Genomic DNA, 17,863 nt, shown 5'->3' with positions numbered 1-17,863 from the left:
AAATAGTAAAGAAATAAATAATCTGATTTTACCCAATCAAGCAGAAAAAACAAAAAAATTAGATATAGATAGTGTAAAAAAACAAATAAAGAATTACTTATCATTTTTTAATGAACTTGATATCTTAACGAAAGAGAATGAAGGTTATATATATTATGATAAATTTTTTAAAGATAATGATAGTGTCTATGAACAGACTATATTCAAATATAAGCAAGCGAGTGAAAAATTAAAAGAAGCCATAAAAGATAAGAACAGTGATGGTAAGTTTATTATTAATGAATGGAAACTATGCTATAATACTACGGAAGATCTATCAAGATATAGTAATGAAAATTCTACTACTGATGAGATTAATGCGATATGTGATAAAATAAAAACAAACATTGATTTAATTAAAGAAAGAATTAAACAATTAGAGATAAATAAAAATGAAATTAAACAGATAAACTATGAATTCAAAAATTATCATTTAAAAAACAGTTATCATTTAAAAAATAACCTGATAAATAATTTAAATATCGTTGTTAAGGATATGAATAATTTGAAATATATTTTTGAAATCCTATTGAAATATACTGATAGAAGAATAAATAAAAGGGAAAAAATTTTTTCATCTTTTATTTATAAGATTTTTTTTCCACGTTCATATAAAAAATCATTGAATAAATTAAAACAAGAAAAAATATCAATTGATAGGGCGAAGAATTCTATTGATTTTTCAATAGAATATTTAAAAAACACATATGAAAAGAAAGGTAAGATAGTGCCAGGAAAAAAATTAAGGGTGATTAATGAAGAAACTATTTTAGCAATGAATATTAAATTGATTGAGGATATATCATTCTCTCATGATATGCTTAGTTATATTTTAAATGACGATAAAAATATAAAAAAAATATTAACATCTATTTATATGCCAACTAAAGCTTGAGCATAACGTTGATTTATTATAAGTTTAAATAATAATAAGTTAAGCGGAATATGATTGATAATGAATATAGGCATTTTTGTTGGTACTGTTTATGGCAATGCATTGGCGGTTGCTGAAGAAGCGCAGCGCATTTTGCTTGAGCATAAACATCAAGCTAATATCTATGAAGAAGGTACACTTGCCGATTGGCAAAAATATTCAACAGTACTGGTGATAAGCTCTACAACCGGCCAAGGCGATTTACCCGATACAATAGCACCTTTATTTTATGAGCTACGAGATAATGTTGGTTATCAACCTAATTTACATTATGGCCTAATTGCGTTAGGTGATAGCAGTTACGATAATTTTTGTGGTGCAGGTATGCAATTTGAAGCGTTATTACAAGAGCATCAAGCAAAGCGTATTGGTGAAATATTAAAAATAGACAGTATGGATATTGCCGAGCCAGAAGTATTTGCTATAAATTGGCTGGAAAACTGGGCTACATTATTGAATTAAATTAATCGGTTACTTGAGCAATAAATTGATGGATCATGGCTATCTTATTAAAGAGCACCGCTTACTATTAAGTTGTGAATAGTTATAAGCGGTGTTTCTTATAAAATTGAGACAATTAATTAACGACGAGTCAATTTTTCTAAATCGGCTTCAATTTCAGCAATTTTATTGGCAACAACGTGCTCAAGGTGACGTAAATCATCGAGGATTTTATGTTTCAAATCCACTTCCACTTGATCTTGCTGGCAAATTTGATCTAATTCTTCAATCACATAACGTAAGTTAGTGTTGATTTCATTGACTTCTTTAAAACCTTGTCCTGATTGAGTATCAGAAATTGTTTTACGTTGGCGTGGATATTTAAATTTTACACTTTTTGCAAAGAATTCACCTTTATCTTTGCGAAAATAAATTTTTAAAATATCGTTGTTAGCTTCTTGACGTAGGGTATAGCGATCAATATCTTCAGGATGTTGGATCCCTAAATTTTTTAAATTATCGTACATATATTGGCACCAGATAGAAAGATGAATGAGATACAGCGAACAGAATTCATTCTATCCGCTGTTATTATATTAGTCGATAGTTCTTAATAATTCATTAATACCCACTTTTCCACGTGTTTTAGCATCGACTTTTTTTACAATCACAGCACAGTACAAACTGTAACGACCATCTTTTGAAGGTAGATTACCAGAAACCACCACTGAACCAGCAGGAACACGACCGTAATGGATTTCGCCAGTTTCTCTGTCATAAATTTTGGTACTTTGTCCAATATAAACACCCATTGAAATGACAGAGCCTTCTTCAACAATCACACCTTCAACAATTTCAGAACGTGCTCCAATAAAGCAGTTATCTTCAATAATGGTTGGGTTAGCTTGTAAAGGTTCTAATACGCCACCGATCCCAACGCCACCGGATAAATGGACATTTTTACCAATTTGCGCACATGAACCAACGGTTGCCCATGTATCCACCATACTTCCTTCATCCACATAAGCACCAATATTGACATAAGAAGGCATTAGAACTGTATTACGAGCAATATAGGCCCCTTGTCTGACGGCAGCAGGTGGCACAACACGAAATCCCTCTTTTTCAAAACGAGCTTGATCGTAATTTGCAAATTTCATTGGCACTTTATCAAAATAACGGCTTTCGCTACCGTCGATCACTTGATTGTGACTGATACGAAAAGAGAGTAGAACCGCTTTTTTTAGCCATTGATGAGTAACCCACTGACCATTAATTTTTTCAGCAACTCGCAATTTTCCACTGTCTAGTTGAGCGATAACGTTATTAATTGCATCGCGTACCTGTGGTTCAACATTATCTGGTGTGATTTCAGCGCGTTGTTCAAAGGCGTTATCAATAATAGATTGTAATGCTTGCATCTATAGTATTTCCTATATGTATTGTCGTGGGTTTCTATATTTTATCCTTTGAAACGAGGGCTTTTGTCAACCTTTCTACGACTTCATCCTTCATTTTTTGGTTTAACGCATTATTTTCGTTATCTGTTAATACAAAAAAATCCTCAACACGCTCGCCAATAGTGGTGATCCTTGCGCCATGTAACGAAAGAGAAAGATCGGCAAAAACCTTACCTATAATAGCTAATAAGCCTGGGCGATCACGTGCAAATAACTCCATATAAGTACGTTTATTATGGTTAGAGGCGATAAAGTTAATTTTAGTGGGTACCTCAAAATGGCGTAATTTAGCCGGTAAAGCACGGGTTTTGGCATTGGCGTTATAAGGGGCTGATACAACGCGAATAAGCGCTTGGCGTATAGCATGATAGCGATCAATCGCCAGTGGTTTACCATTAGGCTCTAAAACGATAAAGGTATCCATTGCCATATTGTCGCGATTAGTAAAAATTTGTGCGTTGTGAATATTTAAATTACGTCTATCTAGCTCACCTGCAACAGAAGCAAATAGAGAAGGTCGGTCAGCACACCAAATAAAAACCTCTGTACCACCATGCTCGGTTTGTTGGCTAATCAATACCATAGGCTCAGCACTATTGTGCTCAATAAGTGCCTGAGCATGCCAAGCAATTTGCTCTGGAGTATGACGTAAAAAATAGTCCGCATGACAACGAGCCCAAATCGCTTGCAGTTTTTCTTCATCGACCTGTTGCTGTTGTAAAATAGTTAGTGCTTGCTGACGGTGATCGCGGATACGTTCCCGTAAATCTGGAATAGAGTGCATCCCTTGGCGTAATTGATTGGCCGTAGCGAGAAATAGTTCACGCAGTAAGCTTTGTTTCCAACTATTCCATAAGCTACTGTTTGTTGCACAAATATCAGCAACAGTGAGACAGAGTAAATAGCGTAAACGGCTCTCATTTTTGACTTCAGAGGCAAATTGGAAGATAACATCGGGATCTTGAATATCACGTCTTTGTGCCGTTACAGACATAAGTAAGTGATGACTTACAAGCCATTCAACTAAAGCGATTTCTCGTTGATTTAGTCCATGTTGTTGAGCAAAGCTAATAACATCCTGTGCACCTAATAAAGAGTGATCACCATGTCGCCCTTTAGCAATATCGTGAAATAGAGCAGCAAGTCTTAATAACTCAATTTGAGGTAGTTTCGGGTAGATATCGACACAAAGAGGATGTCGGTTTCGATTTGCATCATCAGCGAAACTTTCAAGTTTTTGTAATACACGGATAGTATGCTCATCAACTGTATAAGCATGGAATAGATCAAACTGCATTTGACCGACAATATTGTTCCATTGTGGGAAATAAGCACTTAATACACTATGTTTATGCATTGGGACAAATGCCCCCGAAACCGCCCTAGGATGACGTAAGATTTGCATAAATACTTGTCTAGCTAGTGGGTACTCACATAAAGGTTGTACTAAATGACGACGGGCATAACGCAAATGGCGTAGTGTGGTCGAATAAATTCCGGTTATCTCTGCATGCTCTGCCATACGTAAAAATAACCGCATAATGGCAATAGGATCATTAAGAAAACATTCATCGTCTATAACATCAATTAATGTACCTCTTAATTGAAATTCTTTGTCAAGAGGGCGAGGTTTAACATTGGGTTGTAATGCGAGGATTGCTTCATCAAAGAGTTGCAGTAGCATATCGTTTAGCTCACTCACACGGCGAGTAACGCGATAGTAATCCTTCATCATTTTTTCGACAGGTTGGTTGCCTTCACCTTGATAATTTAAAAGTTGGGCAACGCTTAATTGGCGATCAAACAGTAACCTATTGTCATAACGATTGAGGACTAAATGTAGCGCAAAACGGATCTTCCATAAGGTATATTGGCACTCGAGTAATTCTTGTCCTTCGGCAGGGGTTAAAAAGCCAAAGTTGACCATTTCAGATATTGATGTTGCGCCAAAATGACGGTGAGCGACCCATATAAGGGTGTGAATATCACGAAGTCCCCCAGGACTACTTTTAATATCAGGCTCTAGATTATAACTGGTGCTATGAAAGCGTTGGTGACGTTGTTCTTGCTCATCAATTTTAGCTGCAAAGAAATCAGGCGATGGCCAAAAGCCTTGGCTAAAAATGTGTTTAATTAATTGTTGATAGAGTGCGTTATTACCACAAACAAGACGCGCTTCTAGTAAATTGGTGGCAATAGTTAAATCAGACAGTCCTTCTAAAAGGCACTCTTCCATCGTTCTCACACTGACACCTATCTCTAAACGGATATCCCAAAGCAAGGTAATTAATTGACTGATTTTTTCGGCAATTTGGGGAGGAAGAGGCTGTTGACTTAAAAATAGCAAGTCAATGTCAGAAAGAGGGTGTAATTCTTGGCGACCATACCCCCCCACGGCAATGATACAGAGATCAGGGTGATCCGCTAATTCAGTATAACGCCATAATTGTGTGAGTAGTTGGTCGATAAAGTGACTACGAGCTTGTAGTAACAAAGCAACATCAGCATCATGATGAAAAGCATCTGCTAACCATGACTGAAATTGTTCAATAGAGTGTTTTAGTAAAGTACTATCTAGCGTATTTTCAGTCAGCAACGAAGGGGACGGTGGTGCTGTTTGAAAGGTATTAGAGGTTATCATAGTTAATCATCTCACTCATATATGCTGATTATATTAAGAGTAATGTTAAAACGGTAACCTGACTAGCATTTCTATTTTCTTACCAAAGTTGAAAATAAAAAAAACGACATACCTCGAAAAAATATGTCGTTTTTACATTTTAGAAGAGTGCGATTTATTCGTTAACTAATACGGCAGAAATAAATGGCTCTTCTTCTTTACGCAGTGTCATGATTTCACAACCATTGTCGGTAACCACTAAAGTATGCTCATATTGAGCAGACCAACCGCGATCTTTGGTTTTTACTGTCCAACCGTCTTTCATGGTACGAATACGGTAATCTCCAGTATTGACCATCGGCTCGATAGTAAATGCCATGCCTTTTTGTAACACAACACCACCGTCATCAGCATCATAGTGTAATACTTGAGGCTCTTCGTGGAAACCTTCGCCAATACCATGTCCACAATATTCGCGTACCACAGAAAAATCATGCCCTTCAACGAATTTTTGAATGGCTTTACCTAATTCACGTAAGCGAATACCTGGTTTTACCATTTTTATTGCAAGGTAGAGACTTTCTTGGGTGATCCGACATAGACGCTCACCTTGAATAGTCGGTTTACCGACGATAAACATTTTTGACGTATCGCCATGAAAACCCTCTTTAATGACAGTGACATCAATATTAACAATATCGCCGTCTTTTAAGATTTTGTCTTCACTAGGAATACCATGGCAAATAACATCATTAACAGAAATACACACTGATTTAGGGAAGCCATGATAGTTTAAGCAAGCAGGGATAGCTTGCTGAACATCAACAATATGTTGATGACAAATACGATCTAATTCCGCTGTACTTACGCCGGGTTTTACATAGGGTGCGACAACTTCAAGGACTTCAGCCGCAAGACGACCCGCGACGCGCATTTTTTGAATATCTTCTTCAGTCTTGATTACAATAGCCATTTGAGTTCTTCATTAATAGATTTAAAAGCCACAATACAATCATTATTGCATGGTATTGCAGGTCTATGAATTATGATGGTGAGAAATAATTCTAATTACCATTTATGATATCAGCAGAAAGTGGGTGTGCCAATCAAAGAGGATAGGAGTAATCTGTTTGATATCGCCAATAATCAGGCACATTACGCCTTATATTGTTTGTTGTCTTTACATATTGCGCTTTTTTATTCGCTGTTGTTAACCGATATATTGGCAGTGAAACCGTAACTAATAGTGGTTTCTTGAGGTTATTTATGGTATAAAGCGCGCCGGAGTTCTGTTATTGGCTATGGCTTCACCATGTGAGGTTTAAGAAATAGCAGTAAATCTGAAAACATTCAATTGTGTTAATGACACACACAAATCGACACATACGCCGGGGTGCTCTTATGTAAAGGTTTAATCTTTACAGCTGATGAGTCGGTCGTATGGGATTTGTGGAGGAAATAACCCCAAATTTAAACTTATAGAGGTCTAAAATGGCAACTGTTTCAATGCGCGATATGCTGCAAGCCGGTGTTCACTTCGGTCACCAAACTCGTTACTGGAATCCAAAAATGAAACCATTCATCTTTGGTGCGCGTAACAAAGTTCATATCATTAACTTGGAAAAAACTGTTCCAATGTTCAATGAAGCTCTGGTTGAACTGAACAAAATTGCTTCTCGTAAAGGCAAAATCCTGTTTGTTGGTACTAAGCGCTCTGCCGTTGAAGCTGTTAAAGAAGCAGCAGAAAGCTGTGACCAGTTTTATGTAAACCACCGCTGGTTAGGCGGTATGCTGACTAACTGGAAAACTGTTCGTCAGTCAATCAAACGTCTGAAAGATTTAGAATCTCAATCTCAGGACGGTACTTTTGACAAACTGACCAAGAAAGAAGCGTTAATGCGTTCTCGTGAACTTGGTAAGTTAGAAAACAGCCTGGGTGGTATCAAAGACATGGGCGGTTTACCTGACGCTCTGTTTGTTATCGATGCTGAGCACGAACACATTGCTATCAAAGAAGCAAACAACCTGGGTATCCCAGTATTTGCTATCGTTGATACTAACTCTGATCCAGATGGTATCGACTACATTATCCCTGGTAATGATGATGCAATCCGTGCGGTTAAATTATATCTGACCGCTGCAGCAACAGCTGTTCGTGAAGGTCGTTCTCAAGATCTGGCTGTTCAGGCTGAAGAAGGCTTAGTCGAAGCTGAATAATAAGGCATGCTCGTAAGAGCCCTTATTTAACCAGGTATTGCTATATATTGGTTAGGGGGCCTCAATAGGCCCCCTTTACACATCTGCTATGAGAACATCTATGGCTCGCCCATAGAAAAGTCGAGGAAGAAACAAATGTCTGGAATTACCGCTGCATTGGTAAAAGAACTGCGTGAACGTACTGGCGCAGGAATGATGGAATGTAAAAAAGCGCTGGTTGAAGCTAACGGTGATATCGAATTAGCTATCGACAACATGCGTAAATCAGGTCAAGCAAAAGCGGCTAAAAAAGCAGGTCGCGTTGCTGCTGAAGGTATCATCCTTGCAGAAGTTGCTGCTGATGGTAAATTCGGTGCGCTGGTTGAACTGAACTGTGAAACAGACTTCGTTGCTAAAGATGCTGGCTTCATCGCATTCGGTAAAGATGTTATGGCTGCAGTATTAGCAGACAAAACTGACGATATCGAAGCACTGAAAGCGAAATTCGAAGACGCTCGTACTGCATTAGTTGCAAAAATTGGTGAAAACATCAACATTCGCCGCGTTGCTATTTTAGAAGGCGAAGAGTTAGGTACTTACCTGCACGGTGCTCGCATCGGTGTTTTAGTTGCAGCTAAAGGCGCTAACGAAGAACTGATCAAACACATTGCTATGCACGTTGCTGCAAGCAAACCAGAATATGTTCGCCCTGAAGATGTGCCTGCTGATGTTGTTGAGCATGAGCACCAAATCCAGATGGACATCGCAATGCAATCAGGTAAACCACGCGAAATCGCAGAAAAAATGGTTACTGGTCGTATGAACAAATTCACCGGTGAGATCTCTCTGACTGGTCAGCATTTCGTTATGGATCCAAGCAAAACTGTTGGCGATCTGCTGAAAGAAAACAATGCTGAAATCATTAACTTCGTTCGTTTCGAAGTTGGTGAAGGTATTGAGAAAGTTGAAGCTGATTTCGCAGCAGAAGTTGCGGCAATGAGCAAATAATAACGCTTTGCGTTAATGGAACCGCCTTAAGGCGGTTCTGTTTTGTTACAATCTCCACTGACAGTTTGCTTTTCTTTGAAAAGAGTAAGGCTATCTAAAACCTCCAATTAACTAATCTGCTTAGGACAGAACACCATGGCAACCAATGCAAAACCCGTATATCAGCGAATCTTATTAAAGCTGAGTGGCGAAGCCCTGCAAGGCGCAGAAGGTTTTGGTATCGATGCGAGCGTACTTGATCGCATGGCTCAGGAAATTAAAGAACTCGTTGAATTGGGCATACAAGTCGGTGTCGTAATTGGCGGTGGTAACTTGTTCCGTGGCGCTGGTCTAGCAGCTGCAGGTATGAACCGTGTTGTGGGTGACCACATGGGAATGCTCGCCACAGTGATGAATGGCTTAGCAATGCGTGATGCATTGCATCGTGCTTATGTCAATGCACGATTAATGTCAGCATTTCCACTTAATGGTGTTTGTGATAACTACAGTTGGGCTGAGGCTATTAGCTTATTACGCCATGGCCGAGTTGTTATCTTCTCGGCAGGTACAGGCAACCCATTCTTTACGACTGACTCAGCTGCGTGTTTACGTGGTATTGAAATTGAAGCTGACGTTGTATTGAAAGCGACAAAAGTTGACGGTGTATTTTCAGCCGATCCAACCAAAGATCCTGATGCGGTATTATATGAAAAGCTGACTTATCAGGATGTATTAGAACGTGAATTGAAAGTCATGGATCTTGCTGCATTCACATTAGCCCGAGATCATAATTTACCTATCCGCGTATTCAATATGAATAAACCGGGTGCATTACGTCGGGTTGTAATGGGTGAAAGTGAAGGAACTTTGATTTCTCACGCTTAATACACAGAGACAATGGTATAATTTGGCGTTAACATCTTAAAGTACGCCAATTCATTTATGTCGATATCATAATTTGATATCGTCTGGAAGATAACCAGTTCCCAAGGGTTTATAACGTGATTAATGAAATCAAAAAAGATGCTCAAGAACGCATGGACAAAAGCGTTGAAGCACTAAAAAGCCAAATTAATAAAGTTCGTACTGGCCGTGCGTCTCCAAACCTATTAGATGGTATTGTTGTAGAATACTACGGCGCACCAACTCCATTAAATCAAGTTGCTAACGTTGTGGCAGAAGATGGCCGCACATTGGCAATTACAGTGTTCGATCGTACTTTAGCACCTGCTGTTGAAAAAGCGATTATGGCATCAGATTTAGGCTTAAATCCTTCATCTGCAGGCGCGATCATCCGTGTTCCACTGCCTCCGTTAACTGAAGAACGTCGTAAAGACTTAATCAAAGTTGTGCGTGGAGATGCAGAACAAGGTCGTGTCTCTATTCGTAATATCCGTCGTGATGCTAATGATAAAATCAAAGCATTACTGAAAGATAAAGAAATTAGTGAAGATGATGAACGCCGTTCACAAGATGAAATTCAGAAATTAACTGATATGTTCATTAAAAAAATTGATGAAGCATTAACGCTGAAAGAAGCTGAGTTAATGGAATTCTAATTTTTATTCTTTTTCTGATAATGCCACTGAAATGTGGCATTATTTTTGAGCATTTACTGGAAAATAAATGCCTAATATCTTCTTTTTATCACATTATTTATTAAAGTTATCATCTTTCCCCTCATTTATCTCGTCATGCTGATATAATTCCTTTTAATGAAAATGTTATTGATATACTGATTGATTAATAATGAAACAAATAACTATATTAGGCTCAACAGGGTCTATCGGAACAAGTACGTTATCCGTCATTGAAAATAACCCTGATGAGTTTCAGGTGCTTGCTTTAGTGGCTGGAAAAAATGCAACTAAAATGGCGCAGCAATGTCGCGCTTTTCAGCCTAAATATGCGGTGATGTCAGATGAAAAAAGTGCCGGTGAGCTGAAACAATTATTAGCCAATACATCGTGTAAAACGGAAATATTATCAGGCTCTAATGCTGTTAATGAAATTGCTGCATTGGATGAAGCCGATCAAGTGATGTCTGCTATTACAGGGGTGGCGGGGCTTAAGCCTACACTGGCTGCGATAGAAAAAGGGAAAAGAATTTTATTAGCCAATAAAGAATCTCTGATCACGAGTGGTCGTTTATTCTTTGATGCGGTGGCTAAATATGGTGCGAAGGTTTTACCTATTGATAGTGAACATAATGCTATCTACCAAAGTTTACCTACAGGTATTCAAGACAATTTAGGCCATGCATCTTTAGAAGCCCATGGCATCACCAGTATTTTACTCACAGGCTCCGGTGGACCGTTTCGCTATACGCCTTTAGATGAGCTAGATGCAATGACTCCAGACCAAGCTTGCGCACATCCAAACTGGTCAATGGGGCGTAAAATTTCGGTTGATTCAGCCACTATGATGAATAAAGGCTTGGAATATATCGAAGCTCGTTATTTCTTTAATGCCTCGGAAGCAGAGATGGAAGTCATTATTCATCCCCAATCGGTGATCCATTCAATGGTTCGCTATCGTGATGGTAGCATTATCGCACAAATTGGTGAACCAGATATGAGAACGCCCATCGCTTATTCCATGGCATATCCTCATCGCACCGAATCGGGCGCGAAAGCATTAGATTTTTTTGAGATACAAGCCCTAGAATTTATCCGTCCAGACTATCAGCGCTATCCTTGTTTAGCACTTGCCATCGAAGCCTCGCAACGGGGACAAGCTTCAACAACGGTATTAAATGCCGCTAATGAGGTTGTTGTTGATGCTTTTTTAAACGAAAAAGTAAAATTCACTGATATTGCTAAAATTAATCGCAAAGTGGTTGAACATTTTGACCTCTCAGAGCCTCAAAGTATCGACGATGTTTTAGAAATTGATAAATTAGCAAGGTTACAAACACAGCAGATTATCGCACAAATTGTATAATGATGATGATATTTACCAGAGTGTGTTTGTTCGTCTTTCTGGCTAATGGTATAGTTGCCAAATCACTAAAGACAATAATGAAAATTAACAGTTCATTACTAAAGCAACCGCTTTAGCAACTTTGAGGCTTTGCCAAAGGCCGTGGAGTTACACGGTTTTTTTGTGCGTAGGTTATCCGAAGAGGACTGTCTGTATCAGTATCAGATTAGCAAAGGGTTAAATTGAGTGAACTTATCCAGTGACGATTCATCCGCATCAAAACCAAAGCATGTTGCCATCATTATGGATGGCAACGGACGTTGGGCAAAAAAACAAGGGAAACTCCGAGTTACGGGCCATCGCGCGGGAATTAAAGCAGTTCGAGATGCGGTTAGCTTTTCCGTCAAACATAAAATTGAATCACTAACGTTATATGCATTTAGCAGCGAAAACTGGAATCGCCCTGAACAAGAGGTGAGTTCTTTGATGGAGTTGTTTGTTTTTGCATTAGATAATGAAGTGAAAAGCCTACACAAACACAATGTCAGATTAACAATTATCGGTGATATCAGCCGCTTTAGTCGTCGTTTACAAGATAGAATAAAAAACTCTGTTGCACTGACTGCAAATAATACCGGACTCAATTTAAATATTGCTGCCAATTACGGTGGACGATGGGATATTACACAAAGTGTACAACAATTAGCGAGTTCCCTCGCAAAAGGGGAGTTAGCTATCGAAGATATTAATGAAAATGCGATATCCTCACACTTGTGTTTACATGATCAATCGCCTGTAGATCTTGTGATCCGTACAGGTGGAGAACATCGTATAAGTAATTTCCTTATCTGGCAAATTGCTTATGCTGAGTTATATTTTACACAGGTTTTATGGCCTGATTTTGATGAACAAGTTTTTCAGAATGCACTTGATGCTTTTGCTAAACGGGAAAGACGTTTCGGTGGTACTACATCGGAAACAGATACTGTAAATCTGGGAGGATAATTTGCTTAAGTATCGTGTCATTACTGCATTAATACTAATCCCTATTGTTATTGCTGCTTTATTTCTTCTTCCTCCCGCAGGATTTGGATTAGTTATTATTGCCATTTCAGGCTTAGCGGGTTGGGAATGGGCTCAATTTATCGGCTGGCATTCTCAAGGCAAACGTATTGCTACTGGTGTTGGATTTGCTGCACTCTTAGTTCTTATGCAAGCCTCGTTACCGGATTTTGATCATCTGCTTGATACAGCAATGATTAAGAATAGCTTATGGGCTGGGCTCTTTTGGTGGGTAGCGGCGATTTTATTAGTTGTCAGTTATCCGAATTCAGCCAATATGTGGAAAAATTCTGTTCTTCTTAAGTTATTGTTCGGTATATTGACGATTGTTCCTTTTTATTGTGGCATGATGGCGCTACGTATGTTGGGATATAGCACAAACTCATATACAGGGGCTTGGTGGTTACTGTATGTCATGTTATTGGTTTGGGCTGCGGACTCAGGGGCTTATGCATTTGGCCGTTTAATGGGTAAACATAAAATGGCACCGAAAGTATCACCGGGTAAAACTTTGGAAGGTCTGGTGGGCGGGTTAATCACTGCAGGTGTTGTTTCATGGCTATTTACGCGTTTCGCACCAATTACTGAAGTGCCTAACCATCTATTACTGATTTCGGGCATCGTGGTGATTGTTTCCGTATTCGGCGATCTGGCTGAGAGTATGTTTAAACGTGTTTCCGGCATAAAAGACAGTAGTCAGCTTATCCCTGGGCATGGTGGTGTGCTAGATCGTATTGATAGTTTGACCGCGGCGATCCCTGTTTTCGCTGGATTGGTGTTTTTAGTTTCTTCTGGCTTTCAAATGTAAAGGTAAGCAATGGGTATCCTGTGGAATCTAGCCGCGTTTATTATCGTTTTAGGTATTCTTATTACGGTACATGAATTTGGACATTTTTGGGTAGCAAGACGCTGTGGCGTTTATGTTGAGCGTTTTTCTATTGGTTTTGGTAAAGCGATTTGGCGTAAAACAGATAAACATGGCACCGAATTTGTCGTTGCATGGATACCTTTAGGTGGCTATGTAAAAATGTTGGATGAGCGTGTCGCCGAAGTCGCACCAGAGCGTCGTCATCTCGCTTTTAACAATAAAACCGTCGGGCAAAGAGCCGCTATTGTTGCCGCCGGACCGATTGCAAATTTCTTATTAGCCATTGTGGCTTATTGGCTTGTTTTTATGATTGGGGTGCCGGCATTAAAGCCAATAATTGCAGATATTCGCCCTGACTCTATCGCAGAACAAGCAAAATTAACGCCGGGAATGGAACTAAAATCCGTTGCAGGTATCGAAACGCCTGATCAGAATGCTGTTCGTTTAGCATTAGTGAGTAAAATTGGTGCAAAAGAGGTGACTTTCGTTGTAACTCAGCCTAACTCTCTTTCTGAGAGTGAGAATATACTGAATTTGCAACAGTGGAATTTTGATCCTGAAAGACAAGATCCTATCGTATCCCTAGGCATCATGCCTGTTGGCGCACGGTTGGACTCTAAAGTTGTAGAAGTAACACCAGACTCTGCGGCTGAAAAAGCAGGTTTACAAGCAGGGGATCGGATCGTTAAAGTCGATGGTCAGCCAATTGATACTTGGCACCCATTTACTTATTTTGTTCGACAAAGCCCCAACAAAACGTTGGAACTGTTAGTTGAACGTAAGGGTGCTTCTTTGGTGTTAAATATTACTCCTACAGCAATAGCGCTGAAAGATGGTAGCGAAGTTGGGCAAGTGGGTGCGAAGCTACAAGTATTACCGCCAGATGAGCAATACTTGATAATGCAACAATACAACCCATTTTCAGCGTTATATGAAGCATCTGATAAAACATGGCAGTTAATGGGTTTGACTGTCAAAATGATTGGCAAGTTAGTGGTTGGTGATGTCAAGTTAACAAACCTTAGTGGACCGGTTTCTATCGCTAAAGGCGCTGGAATGTCTGCGGATTCAGGTTTTGTTTACTATTTGATGTTTATCGCACTTATCAGTGTCAATCTGGGGATCATTAATTTGTTTCCCCTGCCTGTCTTAGATGGTGGGCACCTGCTTTTCCTGGTTATCGAGAAGATAAAGGGAGGGCCGGTATCTGAGCGTGTACAAGATGTCTGTTATCGTTTCGGTGTTATGGCACTGATGCTGTTAATGGGACTTGCACTTTTCAATGATTTCTCTCGCTTATAATAAAATAAGCAGGGACCGGTTAGGAAAACACAAAACAACGATGGCGATGAAAAAGTTGCTTATAGCGTCGCTGCTGCTGGGCAGCGCCACTGCATACGGTTCAGACGGATTCGTAGTTCAGGACATTCAATTTGAAGGTCTTCAACGCGTCGCCGTTGGTGCAGCATTACTGAACATGCCTGTCCGAGTTGGAGATTCGGTCAGTGATGATGATATTAGTCGAACTATCCGTTCATTATTTGCGACAGGAAACTTCGATGATGTTCGGGTTCTGCGTGACGGAAATGTACTTATTGTTCAAGTTAAAGAGCGTCCAACAATTGCGAGTATTACTTTCTCAGGTAACAAAGCAATTAAAGAAGATATGCTTAAGCAAAATCTTGATGCTTCCAATATCCGTATTGGTGAAACACTTGACCGAACAATGTTGGCTAATATTGAGAAAGGTCTTGAAGATTTCTACTATAGTGTTGGTAAATATAACGCCACAGTAAAAGTTGTTGTGACTCCTCTTCCTCGTAACCGTGTTGATTTAAAACTGGTATTTGCCGAAGGTGTTTCAGCTACTATTCAACAAATCAATATTGTTGGTAATAAAGCATTTAGTACTGCTGAATTAGTTAACCGCTTCCAACTACGTGATGATGTGCCTTGGTGGAACTTAGCGGCTGATGAAAAATATCAGAAACAAAAACTCGCTGGTGACTTAGAGACATTACGAAGTTTTTATCTAGATCGTGGTTATGCCCGTTTTGATATTGAATCCACAAACGTTAGCTTAACGCCTGATAAAAAAGGTATTTATATTACTATTAACCTGAAAGAAGGTGATAAATACACGGTTGAAAGTACCGAAATCAATGGTAATACCGCAGGCTATACCAAAGAGATTGAAGATCTGATCCAAATCGCACCAGGCTCACTGTATAACGGTGCTCAAGTGACCAAAACAGAAAATGAGATTAAAAATCTATTAGGTCGCTATGGATACGCCTATCCACGGGTGATGACAAATCCTGAAATCAACGATGAAAATAAAACGGTAAAACTGCATGTTAACGTTGATGCAGGGAATCGTTTCTATGTGCGTCAAATCCGTTTTGCGGGTAATGATATAACCAAGGACTCTGTTTTACGTCGTGAAATGCGTCAAATGGAAGGGGCTTGGTTAGGTAGCGATTTAGTTGAACAAGGTAAAGAGCGTTTAAACCGTTTAGGTTATTTTGAAACAGTCGAAACGGAAACACAGCGTATCCCGGGATCACCTGATCAAGTTGATATCGTTTATCGTGTCAAAGAGCGTAATACGGGTTCACTTAACTTTGGTGTCGGTTTCGGTACAGAAAGTGGTGTCAGCTTCCAAGTTGGGGTAACACAGGATAACTGGTTAGGAACAGGGAATGCTGTTGCGATTAATGCCAGTAAAAATGATTACTCAACGTATGCTGAATTGTCAGTCACTGATCCTTACTTTACTGTAAATGGTGTCAGCTTAGGGGGGCGTATTTTCTATAACGATTTCCGAGCTAATGATGCGGATTTATCCGGCTATACTAATAAATCTTATGGGTTAGACGGCACTTTAGGTTTCCCTATCAATGAATATAACTCGGCTCGTCTTGGCTTAGGCTATACGCATAACGGCTTGTCACGGATGGAACCTCAAGTGGCGATGTGGCGTTATCTTGAAAGTATGGGTAAAAATCTAAGTGATGATTATTCTGGTCGAGAATCCTTTAATGCAGATGACTATACTGTCAGTCTTGGATGGACATTTAATAACTTAAACCGTGGTTTCTTCCCAACCTCTGGGGCAAGAAGTAATTTAAGTGGGCGTATTACTATACCGGGCTCTGATAACAAGTACTATAAAGTAACTTGGGACGGTATGGCTTATTACCCTCTTGATGAAAAAGAGTCTTGGGTCACCTTGTTCAAAGGTCGTTTAGGTTACGGTGACGGTTTAGGGGGTAAAGAATTACCCTTCTATGAAAACTTCTATGCCGGTGGTTCTGGTACAGTGCGTGGTTTCCGTTCCAATAATATCGGTCCTAAAGCTATCTATTTAAATAGAGAAGGGATGAAAGGTAAACCTTATTTATCTAGCGATGCGGTCGGTGGTAATGCAATGGCAGTCGCCAGCTTTGAACTGATCACACCAACGCCATTTATTGATGATAAATACTCTTCATCAGTCAGAACTTCAATGTTTGTTGATGCGGGTACGGTATGGGATACCAACTGGAACAGTACTAATTCTAATTGGACTGCTGGTATGCCTGATTTTGGTAAAGCAAGTAATATACGTGTTTCAACCGGTGTGGCTTTACAGTGGTTATCACCTTTAGGTCCGTTAGTCTTCTCTTATGCGAAGCCAATTAAAGATTACGAAGGCGATAAATCTGAGCAATTCCAGTTTAATATTGGTAGAACGTGGTAGCGATGTAAGTAAAGTTGATGTCTTTTCTATATATTGAGAAAAGACATCTCATATCTGACAAAAAATTTATTTTGGGTTTTAAGGAGTCTATCGTGAAAAAATTGTTATGTGCCGCTGCCCTAGGAATGGCATTGACGATGTCAGCAGGCGCTCAAGCTGCAGATAAAGTAGGTGTTGTGAACATCGGTCAAGTTCTCCAAAAAGTGCCTAACCGTGATGCGGTAGAGAAACAATTGGAAAATGAATTTAAATCACGTGATACCGAATTGCAAAATTTAGGTAAAGCATTACAAACTGCGGTTGAGAAATACCAAAAAGATGCACCAACCATGAATGCGACACAACGTGCTAATACAGAAAAAGATCTGGTTGCTAAACGTGAAGCTTATGCACAAAAAGCACAAGCTTTTGAGCAAGACTTTAGCCGTCGTCAAGCAGAAGAGCGTAATAAAATCATGAAACGCGTATTAGACGCTGTTGATGCTGTAGCGAAAAAAGAAGGTTATGATGTGATTTTAGATGCAAACACTGTTCCTTATTTCGCAGACGGTAAAGATATTACTGCTCAGGTTCAAAAACAGGTTAAATAATA

16 protein-coding genes are annotated in these 17,863 nt (G+C 39.3%); 12 read left to right on the top strand and 4 right to left on the bottom strand.

Features of this window, described 5'->3' with window-relative positions; all coding sequences use genetic code 11:
• Both AACU98_RS03555 and AACU98_RS03550 read left to right on the top strand, forming a co-directional pair.
• On the top strand, nt 1-934 hold a 934-nt coding region (locus tag AACU98_RS03555; RefSeq protein ID WP_161735501.1), incomplete at its 5' end, for a hypothetical protein.
• A 60-nt stretch (nt 935-994) separates the two neighbouring features.
• Nucleotides 995-1,435, top strand: coding sequence for a flavodoxin (locus tag AACU98_RS03550; protein ID WP_017827601.1), 441 nt, complete (start codon nt 995-997; stop codon nt 1,433-1,435).
• 119 nt (nt 1,436-1,554) lie between these two features.
• Here the strand turns inward: AACU98_RS03550 and AACU98_RS03545 are convergent, their stop codons facing one another.
• The 4 genes from AACU98_RS03545 to map all read right to left on the bottom strand — a co-directional run bounded on the left by AACU98_RS03545 (nt 1,555) and on the right by map (nt 6,467).
• Nucleotides 1,555-1,941: a DUF3461 family protein gene (locus AACU98_RS03545; RefSeq protein WP_004245482.1), complete on the bottom strand. Its 387-nt coding sequence runs from the start codon at nt 1,939-1,941 to the stop codon at nt 1,555-1,557.
• Nucleotides 1,942-2,010: 69 nt separating this feature from the next.
• Nucleotides 2,011-2,835 (bottom strand): 2,3,4,5-tetrahydropyridine-2,6-dicarboxylate N-succinyltransferase, encoded by an 825-nt coding sequence (dapD, locus tag AACU98_RS03540; protein WP_004245480.1) that lies wholly within the window; start codon nt 2,833-2,835, stop codon nt 2,011-2,013.
• A gap of 34 nt (nt 2,836-2,869) precedes the next feature.
• Nucleotides 2,870-5,515, bottom strand: coding sequence for a bifunctional uridylyltransferase/uridylyl-removing protein GlnD (glnD, locus tag AACU98_RS03535; protein WP_126402903.1), 2,646 nt, complete (start codon nt 5,513-5,515; stop codon nt 2,870-2,872).
• Nucleotides 5,516-5,669: 154 nt separating this feature from the next.
• Nucleotides 5,670-6,467 (bottom strand): type I methionyl aminopeptidase, encoded by a 798-nt coding sequence (gene map / locus AACU98_RS03530; RefSeq protein ID WP_004245478.1) that lies wholly within the window; start codon nt 6,465-6,467, stop codon nt 5,670-5,672.
• 518 nt (nt 6,468-6,985) lie between these two features.
• Here map and rpsB point away from each other — a divergent pair.
• From rpsB to AACU98_RS03480, 10 genes are all read left to right on the top strand, one after another.
• Nucleotides 6,986-7,711 (top strand): 30S ribosomal protein S2, encoded by a 726-nt coding sequence (gene rpsB, locus AACU98_RS03525; protein WP_004245475.1) that lies wholly within the window; start codon nt 6,986-6,988, stop codon nt 7,709-7,711.
• A gap of 135 nt (nt 7,712-7,846) precedes the next feature.
• Nucleotides 7,847-8,698: a translation elongation factor Ts gene (tsf, locus tag AACU98_RS03520; protein ID WP_004248719.1), complete on the top strand. Its 852-nt coding sequence runs from the start codon at nt 7,847-7,849 to the stop codon at nt 8,696-8,698.
• 135 nt (nt 8,699-8,833) lie between these two features.
• A complete protein-coding gene (gene pyrH / locus AACU98_RS03515; protein WP_004245471.1) occupies nt 8,834-9,562 on the top strand; it encodes a UMP kinase in 729 nt (242 codons plus the stop codon).
• Between the two features lie 116 nt (nt 9,563-9,678).
• On the top strand, nt 9,679-10,236 hold the full coding sequence (gene frr / locus AACU98_RS03510) for a ribosome recycling factor (protein ID WP_004245470.1): 558 nt from the start codon (nt 9,679-9,681) through the stop codon (nt 10,234-10,236).
• A 190-nt stretch (nt 10,237-10,426) separates the two neighbouring features.
• Complete coding sequence (gene ispC, locus AACU98_RS03505; protein ID WP_004245469.1) at nt 10,427-11,620, top strand: 1-deoxy-D-xylulose-5-phosphate reductoisomerase; 1,194 nt, start codon at nt 10,427-10,429, stop codon at nt 11,618-11,620.
• A 282-nt stretch (nt 11,621-11,902) separates the two neighbouring features.
• Complete coding sequence (gene ispU, locus AACU98_RS03500) at nt 11,903-12,604, top strand: (2E,6E)-farnesyl-diphosphate-specific ditrans,polycis-undecaprenyl-diphosphate synthase (protein WP_004245468.1); 702 nt, start codon at nt 11,903-11,905, stop codon at nt 12,602-12,604.
• Between the two features lies 1 nt (nt 12,605).
• Nucleotides 12,606-13,469 carry a phosphatidate cytidylyltransferase gene (gene cdsA, locus AACU98_RS03495; protein WP_004245467.1) on the top strand — a complete coding sequence of 288 codons (864 nt, stop codon included), beginning with the start codon at nt 12,606-12,608 and terminating at the stop codon, nt 13,467-13,469.
• Nucleotides 13,470-13,478: 9 nt separating this feature from the next.
• Complete coding sequence (gene rseP / locus AACU98_RS03490; RefSeq protein ID WP_161735499.1) at nt 13,479-14,831, top strand: sigma E protease regulator RseP; 1,353 nt, start codon at nt 13,479-13,481, stop codon at nt 14,829-14,831.
• 40 nt (nt 14,832-14,871) lie between these two features.
• Complete coding sequence (bamA, locus tag AACU98_RS03485; protein WP_049236300.1) at nt 14,872-17,271, top strand: outer membrane protein assembly factor BamA; 2,400 nt, start codon at nt 14,872-14,874, stop codon at nt 17,269-17,271.
• Between the two features lie 92 nt (nt 17,272-17,363).
• Entirely contained in the window at nt 17,364-17,861 is a 498-nt protein-coding gene (locus AACU98_RS03480) for an OmpH family outer membrane protein (protein WP_004248713.1), read from the top strand.
• The last annotated feature ends 2 nt before the right edge of the window (nt 17,862-17,863 follow it).

Origin of the sequence: Proteus sp. G4380, from assembly GCF_963885725.1 — a bacterium.
Lineage (GTDB): Bacteria > Pseudomonadota > Gammaproteobacteria > Enterobacterales > Enterobacteriaceae > Proteus > Proteus mirabilis.
Note: the sequence above shows the minus strand (reverse complement) of the source record. Positions and strands in the feature narration are given on the sequence as shown.